The sequence below is a fragment of the Streptomyces sp. MS191 genome (assembly GCF_008042125.1).
Classification (GTDB): domain Bacteria; phylum Actinomycetota; class Actinomycetes; order Streptomycetales; family Streptomycetaceae; genus Streptomyces.
In genome coordinates this window covers 332,070-352,787 of record NZ_RDBI01000065.1, presented here as the reverse complement: position 1 = coordinate 352,787, position 20,718 = coordinate 332,070, and the positions used below count along the sequence as shown (strand labels likewise).

Sequence of the window (20,718 nt, the reverse complement as noted above, 5' to 3'; positions counted from 1 at the left end):
CACCGGGCGCGCGAGCATATCTGTGCCCGCCGGATGAGAATGTGACGAGCCGCGTGGTGAGGGTTTTTCCCGCGACGGGCGGAGCGAATTCAAAGAGAATCCGCGAGCCGCTTCGACGTGCTACTGTCGATATCAGTTGCAGTTGTGGTTCCCGAAATTCCAAGCGCCCAGCAGGCCCTCGCGGCCCTGGGAATGCTGTCAAGAACGCCGGTCGTTTCCGGACGGGGTAATCATCGCGGCGACACGGCATCCGCACGGTGCGGATTCCGCTGTACTGCCCCAAAGGAGATATGACATGGCTACTGGAACCGTGAAGTGGTTCAACGCGGAAAAGGGCTTCGGCTTCATCGAGCAGGACGGTGGCGGCCCCGACGTGTTCGCCCACTACTCGAACATCGCCGCCCAGGGCTTCCGCGAGCTGCAGGAAGGCCAGAAGGTCAGCTTCGACATCGCGCAGGGCCAGAAGGGCCCGACGGCCGAGAACATCGTTCCCGCCTGACGCCGGCGCGCACTTCGCAGCTGGGGCCCGCATCCTTCGGGGTGCGGGCCCCAGCTGTATGCATTTTCCGCGGGGGTTCCGACCGCCGCAGGACGACTCCGAGGAATCCCCGGGCGACCGGCGCGCCATTCCGCGCACCCGGTTCGACGCGCACGCGCCACCGAGCGGATTCACATCGCATTTCAGCCGGCCCGTTCTCGCAATTCTCCGCGCCGCACCTGCAGCGGGAATTCCTTGATATGCGCCGTATCGAGGAAGGTTCCGCATGAACCACGCACGTACCGACGCCCGCCCCGCCCGCACCCGCCACGGCGGTAGCAGCCGCTTCGGCCGCCCCGGCCACCCGGGTGGCCACAGCCGTCATCGCACCACGGTCCAGGGCGAGTTCGCACTGCCCCGGACGGTCACCCCCGCACTGCCCGCGGTCGAGACCTTCGCCGCCCTCGACATGCCCGACCGGCTGCTCGCCGCCCTCACCAGCCAGGGCCTGACCGTGCCGTTCCCGATCCAGGGCGCCACCCTGCCGAACTCCCTCGCGGGCCGCGACGTCCTCGGCCGCGGGCGTACCGGCTCCGGCAAGACCCTCGCCTTCGGACTGGCCCTGCTCGCCCGTACGGCCGGACAGCGCGCCGAGCCCCGTCAGCCGCTGGCCCTGGTCCTGGTCCCCACGCGCGAGCTGGCCCAGCAGGTCACCGACGCCCTCACCCCCTACGCCCGCGCCGTCAGGCTCCGGCTGACCACGGTCGTCGGCGGAATGTCCCTCGGCCGCCAGGCCGGCGCCCTGCGCGGCGGTGCCGAGGTCGTCGTGGCGACGCCGGGCCGGCTGCGGGACCTCGTCGAGCGCGGGGACTGCCGCCTGGACCAGGTGGCGATCACCGTCCTCGACGAGGCCGACCAGATGACCGACATGGGCTTCATGCCGCAGGTCACCGCCCTTCTCGACCAGACGCGCCCCGGGGGCCAGCGCATGCTGTTCTCCGCCACCCTCGACCGCAACGTCGACCTGCTCGTGCGTCGCTACCTGACCGACCCGGTCGTCCACTCCGTCGATCCGTCCGCCGGCGCGGTCACCACGATGGAGCACCACGTGCTCCACGTGCACGGCGCGGACAAGCAGGCCGCCACCACCGAGATCGCCGCACGCGACGGCCGCGTCATCATGTTCCTGGACACCAAGCACGCCGTGGACCAGCTCACCACCCACCTGCTGAGCAGCGGCGTCCGGGCCGCGGCCCTGCACGGCGGCAAGTCGCAGCCGCAGCGCACACGGACCCTCGCGCGGTTCAGGACCGGGCACGTCAGCGTCCTCGTCGCCACGAACGTCGCCGCCCGCGGCATCCACGTCGACGACCTCGACCTGGTCGTCAACGTGGACCCGCCCACCGATCACAAGGACTATCTCCACCGCGGCGGCCGCACCGCCCGCGCCGGCGAGTCGGGCAGTGTCGTCACCCTGGTCACCCCGAAGCAGCGCCGCGACATGGCGCGGCTCATGGCCACCGCCGGGATCACCCCGACGACCACCCAGGTCCGCTCCGGGGAAGAGGCCCTGAACCGCATCACCGGCGCCCGGACCCCGTCCGGCGTCCCGGTCGTCATCACCGCCCCGGAGGCCGAACGCTCCGACCGCGGTGGCGCGGCCCGCGGCCGGCGCCGCGGCCCCGGCGTCCGGCGTGCGCCCGTACGGCGTCCGGCCGCCTGAACAGCCAGGCACCCCGATCCGTCCCCGCAGGAGGAACCTCTTGACCTTTCCCCCGACGCACACGACCACGGTCGAGCCCGCGCCGCAGGTCCGTGACGACATGACCGTCGAGGTCGCGATCTCGGTCCTGACCAGCGCGCGCTCCGCGCACCTGATCGTCTGCGACGAGGACGACCAGCGCTCCGGGCTGGTCACCATGGCCCACCTCACGACGATCCGCGACGGCACGGCGTACACGGACCGGGTCCGCCTGCGCGACGTCCTCGGGACCCCCGTGTCCGTCTGACGGACGGAACGGCCTCCGGGGCCGAGGACCAGGGCAGTGGAGAGGGCCCGACCGGCACGCGCCGGTCGGGCCCTCACCGCTGTCCCGGTGCGGTCGGCGGGGCGGCGGGAGCGGCGGATGGTGTTGAATTTCCCTCGGGCCCCGGTGCCATATGCGCACCAGGGCCCTGACGCGCTCCCTGGAAGAGGTGCAGATGACAGCGGACGACTCGCTCGGCGGCCGCCTGGACGACGATGACTACCCCGCCTACACGATGGGCAGGGCGGCCGAGCTGCTCGGCACCACACCCGGCTTCCTCCGTGCCATCGGAGAGGCCCGCCTGATCACCCCGCTCCGTTCCGCGGGCGGGCACCGCCGCTACTCCCGCTACCAGCTGCGCATCGCCGCCCGGGCCCGGGAGCTCGTCGACCAGGGCACACCGGTCGAGGCCGCCTGCCGCATCGTCATCCTCGAGGACCAGCTCGAGGAGGCACAGCGCATCAACGCCGAATTCCGCAGCGCCGAGGCGGCACGCCGCGCCGACGGCACCGACGGCACCGACTGAGCGCGCGGGTGGCCGGACACCCGGCCGGTGAGGTGGGACCGTCGCGTCGACGACGCCGAAGCAGCCCACCGCCCGCGTTCCCGCCACCGGTCCTCGCCGAAGGGGCCGACATAGAGTGGACGGACCGGGAGTTCCTCCGCCCGGCATCCGTGTCGTCGCGATCCCCGGAAGCGTCCCGAAGGCCGACGGCCCGCCGACGCTGACGCGCCCCCTCCGAGAGGACGGTCCCGCCGTGGACCCCTACGAGACCGAGTCCCTGCCGATGGCCGGGCACGCCGAGATCCGGATCGTCGCCGCCTCGCCGGAGACGGCCCGGGCGGTGGCCGAGGTACTGCGCCGCTGCTTCTCGGGCACCGAGCAGCGCAGCTACCCCGCCCCCGGCGGCGGCACCCGGCTTCACCTCACCGTCGACACCGAGACCGCGGCCGGCCCCGCCCGCTCCTGGCTCGCCACCAGCAGGCCGCCGACCGGCGGGGGCCCGCACGTCGAGGAGTCCTGACCACTCCTACGGCTTGATGTTCTGGTTGAGGTGGAACAGGTTCCCCGGGTCGTAGGCGCGCTTGACGTCGACCAGGCGGTCGTAGTTGCCCTTGTAGTTGGCCTTGATGCGGCTCTGGTCGTCGTCGGCCATGAAGTTGATGTAACCGCCCTCCTCGGAGTGCGGGGCGGTGGCCGCGTAGTAGTCGCGGACCCAGGCGATGTTCGCCTCGTTGTCGGCGGGGTCGGGCCACATGCCGGCGATGACGGTGGCGAACGACGCGTCCCGGTAGGCGAAGGCCGTGGCGTCCGGCGCCACCCGGTGGCAGGCGCCGTTGATCGGGTAGATGTGCACCGTCGAGTTCACGGCCGGCACCCGGGGCCCGTGCCGCAGGTGCGCCTCGATCGCGTCCTCGCTGAGCTCGGTGACGAAGTTGGCCTTCCAGTAGTGCTGGAGACCGGGTGGCACGAGCGCGTCGAAGGCGCTGTTGAGCGCGGGGTACGGCATCGGCCCGACGTGCTCGGCGACGACCGGGGCGATGTCGTGGAAGGGCTTCACGGCCCGCGGCCCCTCGTCCAGCGGGCCGGACCAGCAGGACACGATCAGGACGAAGGGGTCGCCGTGCCGGTCCTCCGGGATGAACGGGAGCGGCGGGGCGATCTGGAACGCGGGGAAGCCGCCGAACTGCTCCGGCGCGTCGGCGATCAGCTCCTGGAAGGCGCGCAGCACGGTGCCGGCGTGCTCCAGCTCGAAGAGCATCGGCCCGCCGTAGATGTCCTTCACGGGCGCGAGCCGGTACTCGAAGGAGGTCACCGCGCCGAAGTTGCCGCCTCCGCCGCGCAGTGCCCAGAAGAGGTCCTCGTTCTCCTTCTCGCTGGCGACGAGCAGGCGGCCGTCCGCGGTCACGACGTCCGCCGAGATCAGGTTGTCGCAGCTCAGTCCGAGGCCGCGGGCGAGATAGCCGATGCCGCCGCCGAGGGTGAGGCCGCCGACCCCGGTGGTGGAGATGATCCCGCCGGTCGTGGCGAGTCCGAAGGCGTGGGTCGCCGCGTTGAGGTCGCCCCAGGTCGCGCCGCCCTCCGCACGGGCCGTCCGCGCCACGGGATCGACGCGGACCCCGCGCATCGCCGACAGATCGGCGACCACGCCGTCGTCGCAGGTGCCGAAGCCCGGCACGCTGTGGCCGCCGCCGCGCACCGCGAGATCGAGCCCGTTCTCCCGGGCGTAGTCCACCGCCGCGATGACGTCGCCCGCGTTGGCACAGGTCACCACCACCGCCGGGGTCTTGTCGATCATGGCGTTGTTGACCGCGCGTGCCGTGTCGTAGCCGTCGTCCTCCGGGGTGACGACGATCCCGCGTACCCGCTCGCGCAGTTGGTCGATCGAGAGCCTGCCCATCACCGCTCCTCGTCCGTGCCCCTCCTTCACGCTACGCCGATGGGCCACGGCCTCAACCGGGGAGACGGAGCCGCGGGAGGCGGAGTCTCAGGACGCCGGGAGCCCGGCAAGATCGGCAAGACACGCCCCGGACAGGACCTAGCTGCCGACCTCCCGGGCGAGGTCCAGGCCCAGGACGCGGTCGAGGAGGGCGAAGGTCTCGAACCGGGCGCCGGGCGGGACGTCGGCGCTCTCGGCGACGGCGGTGAGCAGGGCGAGGACGGCGGGGACGCCGAGGTCGTCGGCGAGCCGGTCGCGGGCCTCCCTCAGGACCTCGGCGGGGACCGGCCGGGACGGTTCGCGCGCCCACGCGGCCACCTGCCGGCGCCAGTGGGCGAGCGTCCGCCGGGCGTCGTCGAGGGCGGCCTCGTCGAGGGTCACCGGGGCGGCGTGCGGGCGGCCGAGCAGCAGCAGCCGGACGGCGAGCGGGTCGCGGCCCGGCGCCGGGGCGTCGTCGAGGAGCCCCGGCGGTACGGCGCCGCCGGTGCCCACCTCGGTCGGCACCCCGCCGGCCGCGTCGGGCACCTCGCCGCGCGCGTGTACGTGCACGTCGGCGGCGGCGCAGGCGGCGTCCGTCGTCGGCGGCGCGCCGGTCACGGCGGGCGGGTGGACGCCGAGCGCGGCGAGGGCGCGGTCGAGGTCCCGGCTCCGTTCCGGCGACCACGCGGGGCCGTGTGCGGTGAGAACGGTGTGGGACTGCAGTCCGTGCAGCTCCGCGGTGCGCGCCAGCAGGTCGCCGACGAGCGGCACCCGCAGGTCCACGGCGCCCGGTCCGTCCGGGGCGGTGGGCAGGTGCACGCAGAGGCGCAGCAGGTGGCGGCGCGCGGAGGGGACCTCGACGAGGCGTCCGGTGCGGGTGTCGGCGATACGCAGCATGCCGCGGAGGCTAGCCGCGCGGCCCGCTGATCCCGGGGAGGCGCCGACGGAGCGGACGCCGTGCCGCCGGCCCCGGTCAGTAGTAGTGGCGCATGATCTCGGTGGCCCAGTCGGGCTGCCGGACGTCGCCCTGCGGGCCGAACTCCGTCATGTACGGCTTGATGTCGAGCACCGGGGTGCCGTCGACCGCGTCCAGGCCCTGGACGTGCAGGTCGAGTCCTTCCGTCCGCAGCAGCCGGCAGCGCGAGACGCCGATGCGGTTGGGGCGGTTCTTGCCGCGCTGGGCGAAGATGCCGACCAGCGGCCAGTCGGTGTTGCCGCGGGGGTGCCGCGCCCCGGTCTCGATCCGCTCCTCCGGTACGCGGTCGAAGTGGTAGACGACCTCGACGTGCGAGAACGCGTCCAGGCCGGCGAGCGCCTCCGGGCCGAAGCGGGCCGCGTCCAGCCGGATCACGGCGGAGATGGCGCCCCACTCGTCGTCGCGGACCTCCTCCCGGCCGCCGATCACCCGTCCCACCGCGCGGGTCGTCAGGCCGGCCGGTTCGGTGCTCTCGTCCATCGGTGCTGCCCTTCGTGAGGAGGCGGTGCCCCGGCGCCCGTTCGCGGCGCGGGACGGCGGGGGTCGCCCGCGGATCCTCACCATGATCGCGTTCGAGGGGCGGCCGCTGCGGCGTTTTCGAGGACCTGGCCGGGGAGCCGGGCTCGGGACCGCCCGGGCGTCCCGCGGAGCCGACGTCACGGTCGCAGATGGCTGAAGCCGACCTCGAAGCGTTCGATCGAGAGGATCCGCTGGCCCTCCCGCGTGGCGACCTCCTCGCGGATCAGGGACGCCAGTTCCTCGCTCTCGCGCATGGCGTCCTCGCTCGCCCACAGGGTCAGCGTCCTGGCCTTACCCGAGGGCCGGTCGACCATGTAGTAGACACCCAGGAAGCCGGGCAGGTTCCTGATGCGTCCGACGACGCTCTCGGCGTTGGCGCTGAGGTCACCCGCGGGGGGAACGGGTGATCCCTGGTACGTGCTCAGCCTCGCGAACATCTGCGGCAGTCCTTTCGTGGCCGGGCCGCCGGTCGGGCGGACCGGCGGCTCCAGCACCAGCGTGCTCCGGCGGGCGGCACCCCGCATTCCGGCGGGACAATGGGGTGAGGGACACACCCGCCACGACGGAGAGCGGGGTGAGAGGTGCCGTACACAGCCGTCACCGCGCTGAGCCACGCCGGGCTGGTCCGCGAGCACAACGAGGACAGCCTCGCGATCGGTCCCTGGACGCTGTGCGGCACGGTGACCGAGAGCCCCCAGACGTTCCTGTTCCCCCTCGGCACGCCGCTCGTCGTCGCGGTCGCCGACGGCCTGGGCGGGCAGCCCGCCGGTGAGGTCGCCAGCGCCCTGGTGGTCGGCCGGCTGGCCCGGGCGGGTACGTCCCTGGACGGCGCCGACTCCGTCCGGCACGCGCTGAACACCTGCAACCGCGCGGTGTACGAGGCCGCGAGCGACGACCCCGAGCAGGCCACCATGGGGACCACGGTCGCGGGCGTCGTCGTCCTGCCGGACACGCTGCTGGTCTTCAACGTCGGCGACAGCCGCGTGTACGACGCCGGGGCGGAGCCGCTGCGCAGGCTCAGCGTGGACGACAGCCCGCCACCGGAGCCGGGCCGGCGCACCACGTCCCTCGTCACCCAGACCCTCGGCGGCAGCCGTGTCTTCAGCGCCGTCACCCCGCACGTCGAGGAACACCCACTGGCCGCGGAGGACCGCTTCCTGGTGTGCAGCGACGGCCTGACCGACCCGGTGCCGGACGAGGTCCTCGACGGGCTGCTGCGGGCCCACGACGACGGCCGGGCGGCCTTCGAGCTCTGGAAGGCCGCCATCGAGGCGGGCGGGCCCGACAACATCACGCTGGCGCTGATCCGGATCGGCGCGTGACGGGCCCCCGCCGGCCCCACGGGCAGTCGCCCGTGCGGCCCGCGTTCATCTGCGGACGGTGTCGTCCGTCTTCAGGTCGTCGAGGTCGTCCTCGAACTCGTCGACCTCGTCGGGGCAGTAGACCTGGAGCACGATCCGCTCGATCTCGACCGCCGTGCTGTCGGCGATGACCGGCCGCATGCCCGGGCCCGTCGCGCCGTTGGAGAGTTGGTGGACCTTCCACAGGGCGTTGTTGAGGGTGCTGCCCGGGTCCTCGCAGACGACGCCGCCGTCGGTGCCGAGCAGGCGCTCGGTGATGTCCGTGTCGGGCGCGGGAAATCCCGCCTCGACCAGCTTCGTGTTCAGCTCGTCGGCCTTCTTCGCGGTCTGGTTGGTCCGCCGGACGGCGGAGTACTGGATCAGGCCGACGACCACCATCCCGACGAGCAGGACGATCGAGCCCACGTAGATCCACTTGTGCTCGGACGCGAACCGGGTGGGACTCATGAGGCACCTCCGTCGTCGGCCGCGGCCGTGCGCCAGCTGGGCTTGCGGAAGTGGAGGAACAGCCACGGGATCAGCAGCCCGAGGACGCCCAGACCGCAGCCGATGAACAGGACGTACGACCAGACGCTGCCGCCGCCGAACTGCGACGGCGGGACGAATCCGATGATGAGCGCCGCGAGCGAGGACAGCCAGCCGACGGTGCAGATGAGGACGAGCGCGGGGGCCCGGTAGCCGCGCGGGTGGTCCGGCTGGGTCTTCCGCAGCCGGACGGCGGCCGCGAACATCAGCAGGTAGACGATCAGGTACACCTGCGTGGTGATCGTCGAGAAGATCCAGTAGACGCTCGACACGTTCGGGATGAACGCGTACGCGAGGGCGATGAGGGAGGTCACGACGCCCTGGGTGACGAGGATGTTCTGCTGGATGCCGTACTTGTTGAGCTTCTGCAGGAACGGCGGCAGGTAGCCCTCGCTGCGCGAGATCTCCAGCAGGCCCTTGGACGGTCCGGCCAGCCAGGTGAGCATGCCGGCCAGGGAGGCCGAGATCAGCATGACGGCGGCGATCGGCGTCATCCAGCCGACGTTGAAGTACGAGAAGAAGGCCTCGAAGGCCTGCATCACGCCCGCGGTGAGGCTGAGCTGGTCGGCCGGGACGACCCAGCTGATCGCGAGCGCCGGCAGGATGAAGATCAGCAGGACCAGCACGACCGCCAGGAACATCGACTTGGGGTACTCCCGGGGCGGGTCCTTGAGCGAGGAGACGTGGACCGCGTTCATCTCCATGCCCGAGTAGGACAGGAAGTTGTTGACGATCAGGACCAGGCTCGCCAGGCCCGTCCACTGCGGGAGCAGGTGGTCCGCGTTCATGGGCGCGGCCGAGGGGTTGCCCTGGCCGAGGAAGACCATGCCGAGCACGACGAGCACCGTGCCGGGGATCAGGGTGCCGATGACCAGGCCCCAACTGGCCAGTCCGGCCAGGGCCTTCGTGCCGCGCGAGGAGACCCAGACGCCGGTCCAGTACAGCACCATGATCACGATGGCGGTGTAGAGCCCGTTCGAGGCGAGCGCCGGGTCGATGATGTACGCGATCGTGGAGGCCACGAAGGCCAGCAGGCTCGGGTAGTAGAAGATCGTCATCGCGAACTGGCACCAGACCGCGAGGAAGCCCAGCGGCTTGGACAGGCCCTCGGAGACCCAGCGGTAGACACCGCCGGTCCAGCCGGAGGCGAGTTCGGCGGAGACCAGAGCGGTCGGCAGCAGGAAGACGACGGCCGGGACCAGGTAGAGGAAGACGCACGCCAGGCCGTAGACCGCCATCGTCGGGGCGGCGCGCAGGCTGGCCACGGACGCCGTGGTCATGAGGGCCAGCGTGACCCAGGTCATCGTGGGGTTGGCCGGTGTGCGGGCGGCGGCCGTGTGTGTCACCTGCCGGGGCACCTCGGCGGGGACGTCCATGGAACTCATGCGTTCTCCGCTCTCCGGAACGTTCCCTTGGATCGGGACGAATCAGGGCAATTCTTTGGCCCTCTCCACGGTTTGTCCTGTCGGATCGGGCCGCTCACCCGTCTGCCGCAGCACCGGCGCGCGCACCCGCGCCCTCTCCCGTAGGCTCCCGTGGGCGATCATGGGCGCCATGAAGCTGCGCTGCGCCGTACTCGACGACTACCAGGGCGTCGCCCTCACCTCCGCGGACTGGAGCGCGCTCGCCGACCGGGTCGACGTCCGGGTCCTGCGCGAGCACCTGACCGACCGGGACGCCCTGGTGGCCGCCCTGGAGGACTGCGAGATCGTGGTCGTGATGCGGGAGCGGACCCCGGTGGACGCCGAGCTGCTCGACCGGCTTCCCCGGTTGCGGCTGCTCGTCACGTCCGGGATGCGCAACGCCTCCATCGACCTGGCCGCGGCCGCGCGCCACGGGATCACGGTCTGCGGCACCACCAGCAGCGCCGAACCGCCCGTCGAGCTGACCTGGGCGCTGATCCTGGGGCTGGCCCGGCACGTGCGGACCGAGGCGCAGGGCCTGCGGGAGGGCGGTCCCTGGCAGTCCACCGTCGGCACCGACCTGGCCGGGCGGACCCTCGGGCTCCTCGGTCTCGGCCGGATCGGCGGCCGGGTCGCCCGCGTCGGACTCGCCTTCGGCATGGACGTGGTCGCCTGGAGCCCGCACCTGACCGACGAGCGCGCCGCCGAGCACGGCGTCCGACGCGTCGCGGACAAGCGGGAGTTGATGGCCGGCAGCGATGTCGTCTCGCTCCATCTGGTGCTCTCGGACCGCACCCGCGGCATCGTCGGCGAGGACGAACTGCGCGCCATGCGTCCCACGGCCCGGCTGGTCAACACCTCACGCGCGGGCCTCGTCGACGGCGAGGCGCTGCTGCGAGCCCTGCGCGAGGGATGGATCGCGGGGGCGGGCCTCGACGTCTTCGCGACCGAACCCCTCCCGGCCGACGACCCGTTGCGCACCCTGCCGAACGTCCTCGCACTGCCGCACCTGGGCTACGTCACGGAGGGCAACTACGCCCGGTTCCACGGCGGGGCGGTCGAGGACATCGAGGCGTGGCTGGCCGGGGCGCCGATCCGCGAACTGCGCTGAGCCCCGGAAGGGATGCGGCGCCGTGAGACGGGAACGGCCCCGCACCCCCCGCGGACGGGGAAGGTGCGGGGCCGTCACCGGCGCCCGTCGTCGGGGCTCAGACGGCCGAAGCCGCCGGGGCCGCCGGTGCGGCTGCCTCGCGCGGCGTGAGCAGCCGCTGCGCGAACAGGCCGAAGACGACCGCGAAGGCCGCCCACAACGCGAGCTGGATCCCCAGGGTCGCGAGCCTGAAGTCCCAGAGCACGGCGGCCGGGAAGCCCTCCTGCACCGCGTCCTCGTTGCCCGGCAGGACCGCGCAGGCGATCACGACCGCGGCGGCGAAGCCGGCGCCCGCGACCAGGGTCGCGTTCCAGTTGCCGAGGCGCGGCGCGAGACGGCGGCCCGCCACGACTGCGGCGATGCCGAGCAGCACGCTCAACGCGATCATCAGGAAGAAGAGCGTGGTGCGCTTCCCGATGGTGTCCGGGTTGCCCACCGCCGGTGGGGTCGCCGGGTACTTCAGGAACGGCACCAGGTAGACGGTCGTGAAGGCGGCGGCGGCGACGAGAGCCGCGGTCGCCTTCGGGGTGAAGCGGCCCACCCGTCCGAGGACGAAGCAGAACGCGAGGGAGGCGATCCCACCGAGGGCGATCCCGTAGACGAGGACGCCGGTGGCGAGGCCGGCCGTGGACTGGACGTCCCGGCTGACGATCTCCTCCTCCTCGTCGGCGGCGTGTTCGGCGGCGTGCCCGGACGTCGCGCCGTGGTCGGCGTGGGCCTCCTTCGCGGCCGCGGCCTCCTCGACGGCGATCGAGGCGTCGACGGACGGCTCACCGGCGACGTACGCGACGGCGAAGGCGAACAGTCCGGCGAGCAGACCCGCGAGCATGCCGCGGAGCAGCAGTCTTCCCACGGTGGAACCGGTTGCGGTGTTCATGTGCGTGGCGCCCCTCAGTGGCAGGGGAAGCCGAGCAGATGACGACCGTCGTGCACCCACTCGTGCACGTCGCTGCCCGCGAAGACGGACAGGGCGCCCTGCTCGGCGCCGACGAAGTAGAGCGCGACCAGCATCAGGATTCCGGCGAACGCGGCCCAGGGCAGCACGGCGCGGACCGGCAGGGATGCCGGAAGGGCGACGGTGGGGGTGGAAGAGACGGCGGATGAGGCGAGGGCCTCGGCCATGGTGGTACCTCCTCGGGAACTCGCGTCCCATACGGTGGTGCGCGACGACGGCTTCCGGGTCTGACTCACCGCGCTCCGCCCCTGGTTCGGGCGGGCACGGCTCACAGTGGCGCGACCGTGCCGGAGTTGCACCGGCTTCCGTCGTGCTGTCGTCGATATGGAAATGTCGCGGAGAACGTACCGCGCGGGGCCCTCGCGGCCAAGAGCGCATGGAAGCCTGAGGGATGTGTCACCCATGACCGCACGCGTCACGCTGATCGCTCCCGCCGTGAACGCGGCGCTGCGCGAGGCCCGTTTCGACGACGGCGAACCGCTGGAGGCGGCCGGCCGGACCCGGGCGGAGGAGCTGGGGCGGGCCCTGGACCCGGTCCGGACGTCCGGTGGCGCCGGGGCGCGCGTCCTCGTCTCGCCCTCGGTCCGGTGCCGGGAGACGGCGGAGGCGCTCGGGTTCCCCGGGGCTGCTCCGGTGGACGCCCTCGCCGGCTGCGCGATGGGCCGCTGGCGGGGCCGGACCCTGGACGCCCTCGTGGGCGAGGAGGAGGAGTCGGTGGCCGCCTGGCTCTCCGACCCGGACGCCGCCCCGCACGGCGGCGAGTCCCTGCGGGCGCTGCGCGAGCGGGTCGGCGGCTGGCTGGACGCGCCGCACCCGGCGGGCCGGGTGCTCGTCGTGGCCGAGCCCGACGTCGTCCGGGCCGTGGTGGTCCACGCCCTCGGCGCGGACGACCGGGTCTTCTGGCGGCTGGACGTGCGGCCGCTGGCCGGCGTGCACCTCAGCGGCCGCTCCGGTCGCTGGAACCTGCGCCTCGGCGGGCCGTTCACGGGGGCGGGCGGCGACACCGACTGAGCACGCCGACCGGCGCCGCACCGCGCGGGCCCGTGGCGGCACCGCGCGGGGCCGTGGGACGGGCCCGCCCGTCAACCCGTCAGCGCGGTCCTGACCAGGTCCAGGATCTCGTCCTCGGTCAGGCCCAGGCCGCGTGCCTCCGCCAGGACGTCGCGGACGCGTCCGACCAGCCGGGCCCGGTCCTGGACGGCGGCGCCGGGGACGATGACGGCTCCCCGGCCGCGGCGCAGTTCGATCAGGCCCTCCTCGCGCAGGCGCTGGTAGCCGCGCAGGACGGTGTGGACGTTGACGCCCAGGGAGTCGGCGAGTTCCCGGGCGGCCGGGAGGCGTTCGCCGGGGACGGCCGAGCCGTCGGCGAGGGCGCCGCGGACACAGCCCGCGATCTGGTCGCCGAGCGGTACGGCGGAGGCGGGGTCGACCCGGAAGAGCATGGTCAGACCTTCCCATGCCCACGGCGTTCGACGAGCGCGTTGAGGAGCGCCGCCGCCGTGGCCGCGTCGGGCACGGTGACCGCGAACTCCCGGCCGCCGTCCTTCCGTACGACCAGTGCCTGGCCCGAGCGCAGGACCACCCCGGTGGCGTGCGCCCGCACGCGGTAGCCCCAGCCTCCGAAGTCCGCGAGCGGGTCGACGTCGCGGACGCTCGCGCCCTCGACCCTGTCGAGGGGCACCCGGATCCGGGGCCAGGGGGCGAGCGTGGGCCGGACGGTGAGCCCGCGGCGGTCGACGCTGACGCGGACCCCCGCGAGGAGCAGGACGAGCAGACCGGAGACGAGGAGGACGAGCGCGACCGGCCAGGGTCCCGCGACGAACAGGGCGAGGCCCGCCGTCCCGGTCACCGCGCCGACGGACGCCATGGCGCGCGAGCCCGCCCCACGGGACCAGCCCGCGACCTCGGTCGCCCCGAGCGGCAGGGCCTGCACGGCCCCCGGCCCCGGCGGGACCGCGGGTTCCGGCGGTACGAGACGGGTCAGGGCCAGGCCGAGGAGCCCGGCGACGCCCGCCGCGGCCCCCGCGACCAGGAGGTGCGCGGGCGGCGAGGTGACCGTCGCCGCGTCGACCGCGTCGAGGTTGTCGCCGAGGACCAGGAGGAGCAGGGCGCCGGTGAAGCCCGCCGTCGCCCAGGCGCCCCAGAGCGCGCCGCGCCGTACGAGCAGGGTCCAGCCGGCGCCGAGGGCGACGAGCAGTCCGGAGGCGATCAGGGCGTAGGCCGTCGCACCGGTCCATCCGTCGGCGCGGCCCCCGCCGCCGGCGGAGAAGTGGGTGGCGAGCGGGTCGGGCAGCCGGTCGCCCCAGCGCACGAACAGCGTGGTGTGCGCGGCGAGTACGAGCGGGAACGGCAGGGCCGCGAGCAGGCGGAGACGGGTCGGACCACGGTTCATCGGAGAACCCCCTCACAAAGTTGTTAGTACTCTACTAGAACAATGCGCTTTGCGGTCGACATGCGCCACCCGCCTTCCGGCTGTTGACTGGTGCGCGGAGCCGCAGGGCGGTCTGCGGACGTTCCGAGCGGAGGACCGATGCGCCTGCGACGGGCGACGGGCGAGCGAGGGCCGGTGACGGCGGGGCACACCTGTGGGACGGTGGCGGTATGGCCGTACCCGTGATCCTCGACTGCGATCCCGGCCACGACGACGCGTTCAACATCCTGCTGGCCGCCGCGCACCCCGCCGTCGAGCTGCTGGCGATCACCACCGTGGCCGGCAACCAGTCGCTGGAGAAGACGACCCTCAACGCCCGCCGGGTGTGCGACGCCGCCGGCCTCGACGGCGTGCCGGTCGCGGCGGGCCGGGACAGTCCGCTGCACGGCAGGCCGCGGCTCGCCGAGGACATCCACGGGCGCACCGGGCTCGACGGCCCCGGCTGGGGTGCGGGCGAGCCCCGCGTCCCGCTGGACCCGCGCGACGCCCTCACGCTGATCCGGGACACGCTGCTCGCGCACCCGGTGCCCGTGACCCTGGTGCCGACCGGGCCGCTGACGAACATCGCGACACTGCTGCTCGCCCATCCGGAGCTGACCCCCCGGATCGAGCGGATCGTGCTGATGGGCGGCTCGACCGGCCGCGGGAACACCACACCGGCCGCGGAGTTCAACATCCTGTGCGACCCGGAGGCGGCGGACATCGTCCTCACCAGCGGGCTGCCGGTGACGATGTTCGGCCTCAACGCCACCCACCAGGTCCGCGCGACCCCCGACGTCGTCGCCCGTATCGCGGCCCTGGACACGCCGCTCAGCCGGCTCTGCGTGGACCTGCTGACCTTCTTCGCCTCCACCTACCGCCAGGTCTTCGGCTTCGACGCGCCGCCGCTGCACGATCCGCTGACGGTGGCCCATCTGATCGACCCGTCGCTGGTCAGCCTGGTGCGGGCCGCGGTGTCCGTGGAGCTGACGGGGACGTACACGCGAGGGGCGACGGTGGTGGACCTGGACGGGGTGACGGGTGTCGCGCCGCACGTCGACGTGGGCATGGAGGTCGACGTGGCCGGGTTCTGGGATCTGATCGTCGAGGCGGTGCGGGTGCTCGGCACCCGAACGAACGAGACGTAGCGTCGCGCGTTCCGGGGAGGGGAGCCGTGCGGTCGACCGAACGGGACGAGGCGTCCCGTTCGGTCCACCCTGGAGCGCGCCGGCGTCAGTCCTCGTCGCCGCCCTCCAGGTCGCCCTCCGTCTGGAGGAACACCTGGCGCAGGCGGTCCAGGACCTCCGGGTCCGGCTTCTCCCACATGCCGCGGGACTCGGCTTCCAGGAGGCGTTCCGCGATGCCGTGCAGGGCCCAGGGGTTGGCCTCCTTCAGGAAGGCCTGGTTCTCCGGGTCCAGGACGTACGTCTCCGTGAGCTTGTCGTACATCCAGTCGGCGACCACACCCGTCGTCGCGTCGTAGCCGAACAGGTAGTCCACCGTCGCCGCGAGTTCGAAGGCACCCTTGTAGCCGTGGCGGCGCATCGCCTCGATCCACTTCGGGTTGACCACCCGGGCGCGGAAGACGCGGGAGGTCTCCTCCACCAGCGTTCGGGTGCGAACCGTCTCCGGACGGGTGGAGTCGCCGATGTACGCCTCGGGGGCCGTGCCCTTGAGCGCGCGGACGGTCGCCACCATGCCGCCGTGGTACTGGAAGTAGTCGTCGGAGTCCGCGATGTCGTGCTCGCGCGTGTCCGTGTTCTTCGCGGCCACGGCGATCCGCTTGTACGCGGTCTCCATCTCCGCCCGGGCCGGGCGGCCTTCGAGGCCCCGGCCGTACGCGTACCCGCCCCACACCGTGTAGACCTCGGCGAGGTCCGCGTCCGTGCGCCAGTCGCGCGAGTCGATCAGCTGCAGGATGCCCGCGCCGTAGGTGCCCGGCCGCGAGCCGAAGATCCGGGTGGTGGCGCGCCGCTCGTCCCCGTGCGCGGCCAGGTCCGCCTGCGTGTGCGCCCGTACGTAGTTGGACTCGGCCGGCTCGTCCAGCGAGGCGGCGAGCCGCACCGCGTCGTCGAGCAGCCCGATGACGTGCGGGAACGCGTCACGGAAGAAGCCCGAGATGCGCAGCGTCACGTCGACGCGCGGACGGCCGAGCTCCGCCGCGGGGATCGGCTCCAGGCCGTTCACACGACGGGAGGCGTCGTCCCACGTCGGGCGGACGCCGAGCAGGGCGAGCGCCTCCGCGACGTCGTCGCCCGCGGTGCGCATCGCGCTCGTGCCCCACAGCGAGAGCCCGACCGAGGTCGGCCACTCGCCGTTGTCGGCGCGGTAGCGCTCCAGGAGCGAGTCGGCGAGCGCCTGGCCGGTCTCCCACGCCAGGCGGGAGGGGACGGCCTTGGGGTCGACGGAGTAGAAGTTGCGTCCGGTCGGGAGCACGTTGACCAGGCCGCGCAGCGGCGAACCCGAGGGGCCGGCCGGCACGAAGCCGCCGTTCAACGCGTGCACGGCGTGCGCGAGTTCGTCGGTCGTCGCGGCCAGTCGCGGAACCACCTGCTCGCAGGCGAACCGCAGCACGTCGGCGACCTCGGTCCCGTACGCCCCGGCGACCGCGGGGACCGCGTCCACGGACCAGTCCGCGGCCTCCATCGCCTCGACCAGCTCGCGGGCCTTCGCCTCCGCCTCGTCGGCGGTCGTGCGGGTCGCGGCCGACTCGTCCAGACCCAGCGCCTCGCGCAGGCCCGGCAGCGCCTGCGTGCCGCCCCAGATCTGCCGGGCCCGCAGGATCGACAGGACCAGGTTGACCCGCGCCTCGCCCGCCGGAGCCCCGCCGAGGACGTGCAGACCGTCCCTGATCTGGGCGTCCTTGACCTCGCAGAGCCAGCCGTCGACGTGCAGCAGGAAGTCGTCGAAGCCGTCGTCGTCGGGCCGGTCCGCCATCCCCAGGTCGTGGTCGAGCTTGGCGGCCTGGATCAGCGTCCAGATCTGGGCGCGGATCGCGGGGAGCTTGGACGGGTCCATCGAGGAGATCTGCGCGTACTCGTCGAGCAGTTGCTCCAGGCGCGCGATGTCGCCGTACGAGTCGGCGCGCGCCATCGGCGGCACGAGGTGGTCGACGAGGGTGGCGTGCACGCGCCGCTTGGCCTGCGTGCCCTCGCCCGGGTCGTTGACCAGGAAGGGGTAGACGAGCGGCAGGTCGCCGAGTGCCGCGTCCGGACCGCAGGCCGCGGACAGGCCGGCGTTCTTGCCCGGCAGCCATTCCAGGTTGCCGTGCTTGCCCAGGTGGACCATGGCGTCGGCCCCGAAGCCGCCGTCCTCGGTGCGTGCCGCGATCCAGCGGTAGGCGGCCAGGTAGTGGTGCGAGGGGGGCAGATCCGGGTCGTGGTAGATCGCGATCGGGTTCTCGCCGAAGCCGCGCGGCGGCTGGATGACGACCAGCAGGTTCCCGCGGCGCAGCGCGGCGAGCACGATGTCGCCGTCGGGGTTGCGGGAGCGGTCGAGGAACATCTCGCCGGGCGCCGGCCCCCAGTGCTCCTCGACGGAGGCGCGGAGTTCGGCGGGCAGCGTCGCGTACCAGCGCTTGTAGTCGGCGGCGGGGATGCGGACGGGGTTGCGGGCGAGCTGCTCCTCGGTGAGCCAGTCCTGGTCGTGGCCGCCGGCCTCGATCAGGGCGTAGATCAGCTCGTCGCCGTCGCCGGAGACCAGGCCGGGGACGTCCTCGACCGGCCCGAAGTCGTAGCCCTCCTCACGGAGCCGGCGCAGCAGCGCCACGGCGGAGGCGGGGGTGTCCAGACCGACCGCGTTGCCGATCCGGGAGTGCTTGGTCGGGTACGCGGAGAGGACGAGCGCCAGCTTCTTCTCGGCGTTCGGGATGTGCCGCAGGCGGGCGTGGCGCACGGCGATCCCGGCGACGCGGGCGGCGCGCTCGGCGTCGGCGACGTAGGACGGCAGCCCGTCCTCGTCGATCTCCTTGAAGGAGAAGGGGACGGTGATGAGCCGGCCGTCGAACTCGGGGACGGCGACCTGGCTCGCCGCGTCGAGCGGCGACAGGCCCTCGTCGTTCTCCTCCCACGCGGCGCGCGAGCCGGTGAGGCACAGCGCCTGGAGGATCGGCACGTCGAGGGAGGCGAGCGCGCCGGCGTCCCAGGCCTCCTCGTCGCCGCCGGCCTGGGCCTCGGCGGGCCTGGTGCCGCCGGCCGCGAGGACGGTGGTGACGATCGCGTCGGCGTCACGGAGACGGTCGAGCAGCTCGGGCTCGGGCGCGCGCAGGGAGGCCACGAACAACGGGCGGGCCTGGGCTCCGGCGTCCTCCAGCGCCTCGCACAGCGCGGCGACGAAGCCGGTGTTGCCGCTCATGTGGTGGGCGCGGTAGTAGAGCACGGCGACGGTCGGGCCGTCGGTGGTGCCGGGGGTGCGCTCCAGCGGGCCCCAGGTCGGGGCGGCGGCCGGGGACTCGAAGCCGTGCCCGGTGAGCAGCACGGTGTCGGAGAGGAAGCGGGCCAGCTGCTCCAGGTTGTCCGGGCCGCCGTGCGCGAGGTAGGCGTGCGCCTCGGTGGCGACGCCTATGGGGACCGTGGAGGCCTCCATGAGCTGGGCGTCGGGGGCCTGTTCGCCGGAGAGCACGACCACCGGCCGCGGCTGGTCCTCGGCGAGCAGCGCCTCGAGGCCCTCCTCCCAGGCCCGCAGGCCGCCGAGGAGGCGGACCAGGACGAGGTCGGCGCCGTCCAGGAGACCGGGCAGGTCGGCGGCGGGAAGCCGGGCGGGGTTGGCGAAGCGGTACTCGACCGGTCCGCCGGCCGCGCGGGCGCTGAGCAGGTCCGTGTCGGAGTGCGACAGCAACAGAATTCGCATGCGAGCGCAGGCCTTCCTCGGGGTTTCCGCGCCCCGGGTGGTCGTGTGGACGGCGGGAGTTCCTGACTCACCGGCCCCGTCTCGGGGGCCGGCTCACAGTGGCGGGACCGCGCCGGATTCTCACCGGGCTTCCTCCCCGGGGTCCTGGGACCCCATGCCGTCTGCATAGTAGATCCTGGCCGCCCCGGGCAGGGATGGCGCCCGGAACGACGTGGGTATGCTCGCCGCCATGCCGCCCACCCCACCCACAACGCCCAACCGGGGCGAACCGCTCATACGGGACCGTGGCGACGCCTGCCCGGGGGCGCTGCGCCTGCACCCCGCCGATGACGGCCGCCTGGCCCGACTCCGCCTGCCCGCAGGCATTCTGACGGCACATCAGACGCAGGTCCTGGCCCGCGCGGCACAGACGCTGGGCGACGGGCGGATCAGTGTCACCTCGCGCGGAAACGTGGAGCTGCGGGGCCTCGGCGAGGGCTGCGGGACCGAACTGGCGGAGCTGCTTTCGGACGCCGGCCTGCTCCCCTCCGCGGCGCACGAGCGCATCCGGAACATCGTCGCCTCGCCCCTGGCCGGAGCGGACGGAATCGGCTGCGGGGACGTGCAGTTGTGGGCGCGCGAGCTCGACGGGCTGCTGTGCGGGGAGACGTGGACGACGGCGCTTTCCGGCCGATTCCTCTTCGCTCTCGACGACGGCCGCGGAGACGTGGGCGGCCTGGGCGCGGATGTGACCTTGTTCTCAGCGGGGCCCGCGGCGGGATCCTCGGCGGACGACGTCTTCGTGCGGGTGGGGCGCCGGACCTCGCGGGTCGCACGGGCCGACGCGGCCCGTGCGGCGCTCGCCGCGGCGGACGCGTTCCTCGCCGCCGCGCGGTCGGCGGGCACGGGTGCCTGGCGCGTGAAGGAGCTCCCCGAGGGGGTCGAACCCGACCTCGCGGACGCCCTGCGCCGCGCCGGCGTCCCGGCGCGCCCCGCGGACGACGTCCGGGCACCGGGACGGGCCGCCGCCGCACCTCCGCACGCCCCCGCCGGACCCGTGGCCACGCGGACCGGACCCGTCGGCACCACCCGACCCGCCTTCGCCGGGCCGCTGCCCGGAGTCTTCGGGGATCCGGTCACCGGCGCCCACGCCGTCTCCGTCTCCGTGCACCTGGGACGCCTGACCGCCGCGCAGTTGAGGGCACTCGCCCCCGAGCCGGCCCCCGCCGGCGGCGGCGACGGCGAGCTGCGGCTCACCCCCTGGCGCGGAGCCGTGGTGACCGGGTTCGGCGACCGTGCCGCGGCCGAGACCCGCCTCGCCTCGCTCGCCGAGGCCGGTCTGCTCACACGGGCGGACTCCCCCTGGCTCGGCGTCGGCGCCTGCACCGGCCGTCCCGGATGTGCCAAGTCCCTCGCCGACGTCCGCGCGGACGCGACCCCGGGACGGGGCGCCGGCGGACTCCCCGTCCAGTTCTCCGGATGCGAGCGGCGCTGCGGGCACCCGCACGGAACGACCGGCGGCACCCGCCCGCGCACCTGGGTGGACGTCGTCGCCACCGCCGACGGCCACTACCTGGTGGACGGGCGCCCCACCCCTCGTACAGACCTCCCCGACGCCGTCGCTGCGGCCCGCGGCCCGTCCACACCCACGAGATGAGCGAGAGCAA

General features: G+C 73.5%; 20 protein-coding genes, 1 pseudogene and 1 riboswitch. Of the genes and pseudogenes, 10 read left to right on the top strand and 11 right to left on the bottom strand.

Translation table 11 applies throughout. The features are described 5' to 3' along the window. Window positions 1-295: 295 nt before the first annotated feature. The 5 genes and pseudogenes from EAO71_RS28465 (at window position 296) to EAO71_RS28445 (ending at window position 3,530) form a co-directional block, all read left to right on the top strand. Window positions 296-499 carry a cold-shock protein gene (locus EAO71_RS28465; protein WP_030939356.1) on the top strand — a complete coding sequence of 68 codons (204 nt, stop codon included), beginning with the start codon at window positions 296-298 and terminating at the stop codon, window positions 497-499. A gap of 265 nt (window positions 500-764) precedes the next feature. Beyond that, complete coding sequence (locus tag EAO71_RS28460; RefSeq protein ID WP_147980672.1) at window positions 765-2,201, top strand: DEAD/DEAH box helicase; 1,437 nt, start codon at window positions 765-767, stop codon at window positions 2,199-2,201. 100 nt (window positions 2,202-2,301) lie between these two features. Next, window positions 2,302-2,469: pseudogene (locus EAO71_RS28455) on the top strand (CBS domain-containing protein); the annotation flags it as partial. A gap of 211 nt (window positions 2,470-2,680) precedes the next feature. Further along, on the top strand, window positions 2,681-3,031 hold the full coding sequence (locus EAO71_RS28450) for a MerR family transcriptional regulator (RefSeq protein ID WP_147980670.1): 351 nt from the start codon (window positions 2,681-2,683) through the stop codon (window positions 3,029-3,031). A gap of 262 nt (window positions 3,032-3,293) precedes the next feature. Further along, window positions 3,294-3,530 carry a hypothetical protein gene (locus tag EAO71_RS28445; protein ID WP_147980702.1) on the top strand — a complete coding sequence of 79 codons (237 nt, stop codon included), beginning with the start codon at window positions 3,294-3,296 and terminating at the stop codon, window positions 3,528-3,530. Between the two features lie 6 nt (window positions 3,531-3,536). On the opposite strand, the gene EAO71_RS28440 is transcribed toward EAO71_RS28445, so the two are convergent. From EAO71_RS28440 to EAO71_RS28425, 4 genes are all read right to left on the bottom strand, one after another. Further along, window positions 3,537-4,907 (bottom strand): FAD-binding oxidoreductase, encoded by a 1,371-nt coding sequence (locus EAO71_RS28440; protein ID WP_147980669.1) that lies wholly within the window; start codon window positions 4,905-4,907, stop codon window positions 3,537-3,539. Window positions 4,908-5,045: 138 nt separating this feature from the next. Further along, window positions 5,046-5,822: a hypothetical protein gene (locus tag EAO71_RS28435; RefSeq protein WP_147980668.1), complete on the bottom strand. Its 777-nt coding sequence runs from the start codon at window positions 5,820-5,822 to the stop codon at window positions 5,046-5,048. A 76-nt stretch (window positions 5,823-5,898) separates the two neighbouring features. Then, window positions 5,899-6,381 carry an SAM-dependent methyltransferase gene (locus EAO71_RS28430; protein WP_147980667.1) on the bottom strand — a complete coding sequence of 161 codons (483 nt, stop codon included), beginning with the start codon at window positions 6,379-6,381 and terminating at the stop codon, window positions 5,899-5,901. A 176-nt stretch (window positions 6,382-6,557) separates the two neighbouring features. Further along, complete coding sequence (locus EAO71_RS28425; protein ID WP_147980666.1) at window positions 6,558-6,857, bottom strand: hypothetical protein; 300 nt, start codon at window positions 6,855-6,857, stop codon at window positions 6,558-6,560. 144 nt (window positions 6,858-7,001) lie between these two features. Here EAO71_RS28425 and EAO71_RS28420 point away from each other — a divergent pair, with 144 nt between their 5' ends. Beyond that, window positions 7,002-7,742, top strand: a complete 741-nt coding sequence (locus tag EAO71_RS28420; RefSeq protein ID WP_147980665.1) for a PP2C family protein-serine/threonine phosphatase — start codon at window positions 7,002-7,004, stop codon at window positions 7,740-7,742. Window positions 7,743-7,787: 45 nt separating this feature from the next. Here EAO71_RS28420 and EAO71_RS28415 read toward each other — a convergent pair whose 3' ends face one another. Next, the gene (locus tag EAO71_RS28415) at window positions 7,788-8,228 is read right to left on the bottom strand and encodes a hypothetical protein (RefSeq protein ID WP_147980664.1); all 441 of its coding nucleotides are present in this window, start codon (window positions 8,226-8,228) and stop codon (window positions 7,788-7,790) included. Then, entirely contained in the window at window positions 8,225-9,691 is a 1,467-nt protein-coding gene (locus EAO71_RS28410) for an APC family permease (protein WP_147980663.1), read from the bottom strand. Before EAO71_RS28410 ends, EAO71_RS28415 begins: the two co-directional genes overlap by 4 nt. Window positions 9,692-9,860: 169 nt before the next feature. Between EAO71_RS28410 and EAO71_RS28405 the strand changes: the two genes are divergently transcribed. Then, on the top strand, window positions 9,861-10,820 hold the full coding sequence (locus tag EAO71_RS28405; protein WP_147980662.1) for a D-2-hydroxyacid dehydrogenase family protein: 960 nt from the start codon (window positions 9,861-9,863) through the stop codon (window positions 10,818-10,820). A 97-nt stretch (window positions 10,821-10,917) separates the two neighbouring features. Here the strand turns inward: EAO71_RS28405 and EAO71_RS28400 are convergent, their stop codons facing one another. Further along, a complete protein-coding gene (locus tag EAO71_RS28400) occupies window positions 10,918-11,736 on the bottom strand; it encodes a CbtA family protein (protein ID WP_147980661.1) in 819 nt (272 codons plus the stop codon). A gap of 14 nt (window positions 11,737-11,750) precedes the next feature. Next, window positions 11,751-11,981, bottom strand: coding sequence for a CbtB domain-containing protein (locus tag EAO71_RS28395; protein ID WP_147980660.1), 231 nt, complete (start codon window positions 11,979-11,981; stop codon window positions 11,751-11,753). 235 nt (window positions 11,982-12,216) lie between these two features. Here EAO71_RS28395 and EAO71_RS28390 point away from each other — a divergent pair, with 235 nt between their 5' ends. Further along, entirely contained in the window at window positions 12,217-12,825 is a 609-nt protein-coding gene (locus EAO71_RS28390) for a histidine phosphatase family protein (protein ID WP_147980659.1), read from the top strand. Between the two features lie 71 nt (window positions 12,826-12,896). On the opposite strand, the gene EAO71_RS28385 is transcribed toward EAO71_RS28390, so the two are convergent. Together EAO71_RS28385 and EAO71_RS28380 are read right to left on the bottom strand one after the other, a co-directional pair. Then, complete coding sequence (locus EAO71_RS28385; protein WP_147980658.1) at window positions 12,897-13,256, bottom strand: GntR family transcriptional regulator; 360 nt, start codon at window positions 13,254-13,256, stop codon at window positions 12,897-12,899. A 2-nt stretch (window positions 13,257-13,258) separates the two neighbouring features. After that, a complete protein-coding gene (locus EAO71_RS28380) occupies window positions 13,259-14,206 on the bottom strand; it encodes a hypothetical protein (protein WP_147980657.1) in 948 nt (315 codons plus the stop codon). Window positions 14,207-14,415: 209 nt separating this feature from the next. Between EAO71_RS28380 and EAO71_RS28375 the strand changes: the two genes are divergently transcribed. Beyond that, entirely contained in the window at window positions 14,416-15,372 is a 957-nt protein-coding gene (locus EAO71_RS28375) for a nucleoside hydrolase (RefSeq protein ID WP_147980656.1), read from the top strand. An 85-nt stretch (window positions 15,373-15,457) separates the two neighbouring features. On the opposite strand, the gene cobN is transcribed toward EAO71_RS28375, so the two are convergent. Next, window positions 15,458-19,072, bottom strand: a complete 3,615-nt coding sequence (gene cobN / locus EAO71_RS28370; protein ID WP_147980655.1) for a cobaltochelatase subunit CobN — start codon at window positions 19,070-19,072, stop codon at window positions 15,458-15,460. A 37-nt stretch (window positions 19,073-19,109) separates the two neighbouring features. Next, window positions 19,110-19,246, bottom strand: a riboswitch (cobalamin riboswitch). 43 nt (window positions 19,247-19,289) lie between these two features. Here cobN and EAO71_RS28365 point away from each other — a divergent pair. Beyond that, entirely contained in the window at window positions 19,290-20,708 is a 1,419-nt protein-coding gene (locus tag EAO71_RS28365; protein WP_147980654.1) for a cobalamin biosynthesis protein CobG, read from the top strand. Window positions 20,709-20,718: the final 10 nt, after the last annotated feature.

Coding starts and splice junctions, on each gene's coding strand:
- EAO71_RS28465 (WP_030939356.1), top strand. CDS start 296: ATGGCTACTGGAACCGTGAAGTGGTTCAACGCGGAAAAGGGCTTCGGC.
- EAO71_RS28460 (WP_147980672.1), top strand. CDS start 765: ATGAACCACGCACGTACCGACGCCCGCCCCGCCCGCACCCGCCACGGC.
- EAO71_RS28450 (WP_147980670.1), top strand. CDS start 2,681: ATGACAGCGGACGACTCGCTCGGCGGCCGCCTGGACGACGATGACTAC.
- EAO71_RS28445 (WP_147980702.1), top strand. CDS start 3,294: ATGGCCGGGCACGCCGAGATCCGGATCGTCGCCGCCTCGCCGGAGACG.
- EAO71_RS28440 (WP_147980669.1), bottom strand. CDS start 4,907: ATGGGCAGGCTCTCGATCGACCAACTGCGCGAGCGGGTACGCGGGATC.
- EAO71_RS28435 (WP_147980668.1), bottom strand. CDS start 5,822: ATGCTGCGTATCGCCGACACCCGCACCGGACGCCTCGTCGAGGTCCCC.
- EAO71_RS28430 (WP_147980667.1), bottom strand. CDS start 6,381: ATGGACGAGAGCACCGAACCGGCCGGCCTGACGACCCGCGCGGTGGGA.
- EAO71_RS28425 (WP_147980666.1), bottom strand. CDS start 6,857: ATGTTCGCGAGGCTGAGCACGTACCAGGGATCACCCGTTCCCCCCGCG.
- EAO71_RS28415 (WP_147980664.1), bottom strand. CDS start 8,228: ATGAGTCCCACCCGGTTCGCGTCCGAGCACAAGTGGATCTACGTGGGC.
- EAO71_RS28410 (WP_147980663.1), bottom strand. CDS start 9,691: ATGAGTTCCATGGACGTCCCCGCCGAGGTGCCCCGGCAGGTGACACAC.
- EAO71_RS28405 (WP_147980662.1), top strand. CDS start 9,861: ATGAAGCTGCGCTGCGCCGTACTCGACGACTACCAGGGCGTCGCCCTC.
- EAO71_RS28400 (WP_147980661.1), bottom strand. CDS start 11,736: ATGAACACCGCAACCGGTTCCACCGTGGGAAGACTGCTGCTCCGCGGC.
- EAO71_RS28395 (WP_147980660.1), bottom strand. CDS start 11,981: ATGGCCGAGGCCCTCGCCTCATCCGCCGTCTCTTCCACCCCCACCGTC.
- EAO71_RS28390 (WP_147980659.1), top strand. CDS start 12,217: ATGACCGCACGCGTCACGCTGATCGCTCCCGCCGTGAACGCGGCGCTG.
- EAO71_RS28385 (WP_147980658.1), bottom strand. CDS start 13,256: ATGCTCTTCCGGGTCGACCCCGCCTCCGCCGTACCGCTCGGCGACCAG.
- EAO71_RS28380 (WP_147980657.1), bottom strand. CDS start 14,206: ATGAACCGTGGTCCGACCCGTCTCCGCCTGCTCGCGGCCCTGCCGTTC.
- EAO71_RS28375 (WP_147980656.1), top strand. CDS start 14,416: ATGGCCGTACCCGTGATCCTCGACTGCGATCCCGGCCACGACGACGCG.
- cobN (WP_147980655.1), bottom strand. CDS start 19,072: ATGCGAATTCTGTTGCTGTCGCACTCCGACACGGACCTGCTCAGCGCC.
- EAO71_RS28365 (WP_147980654.1), top strand. CDS start 19,290: ATGCTCGCCGCCATGCCGCCCACCCCACCCACAACGCCCAACCGGGGC.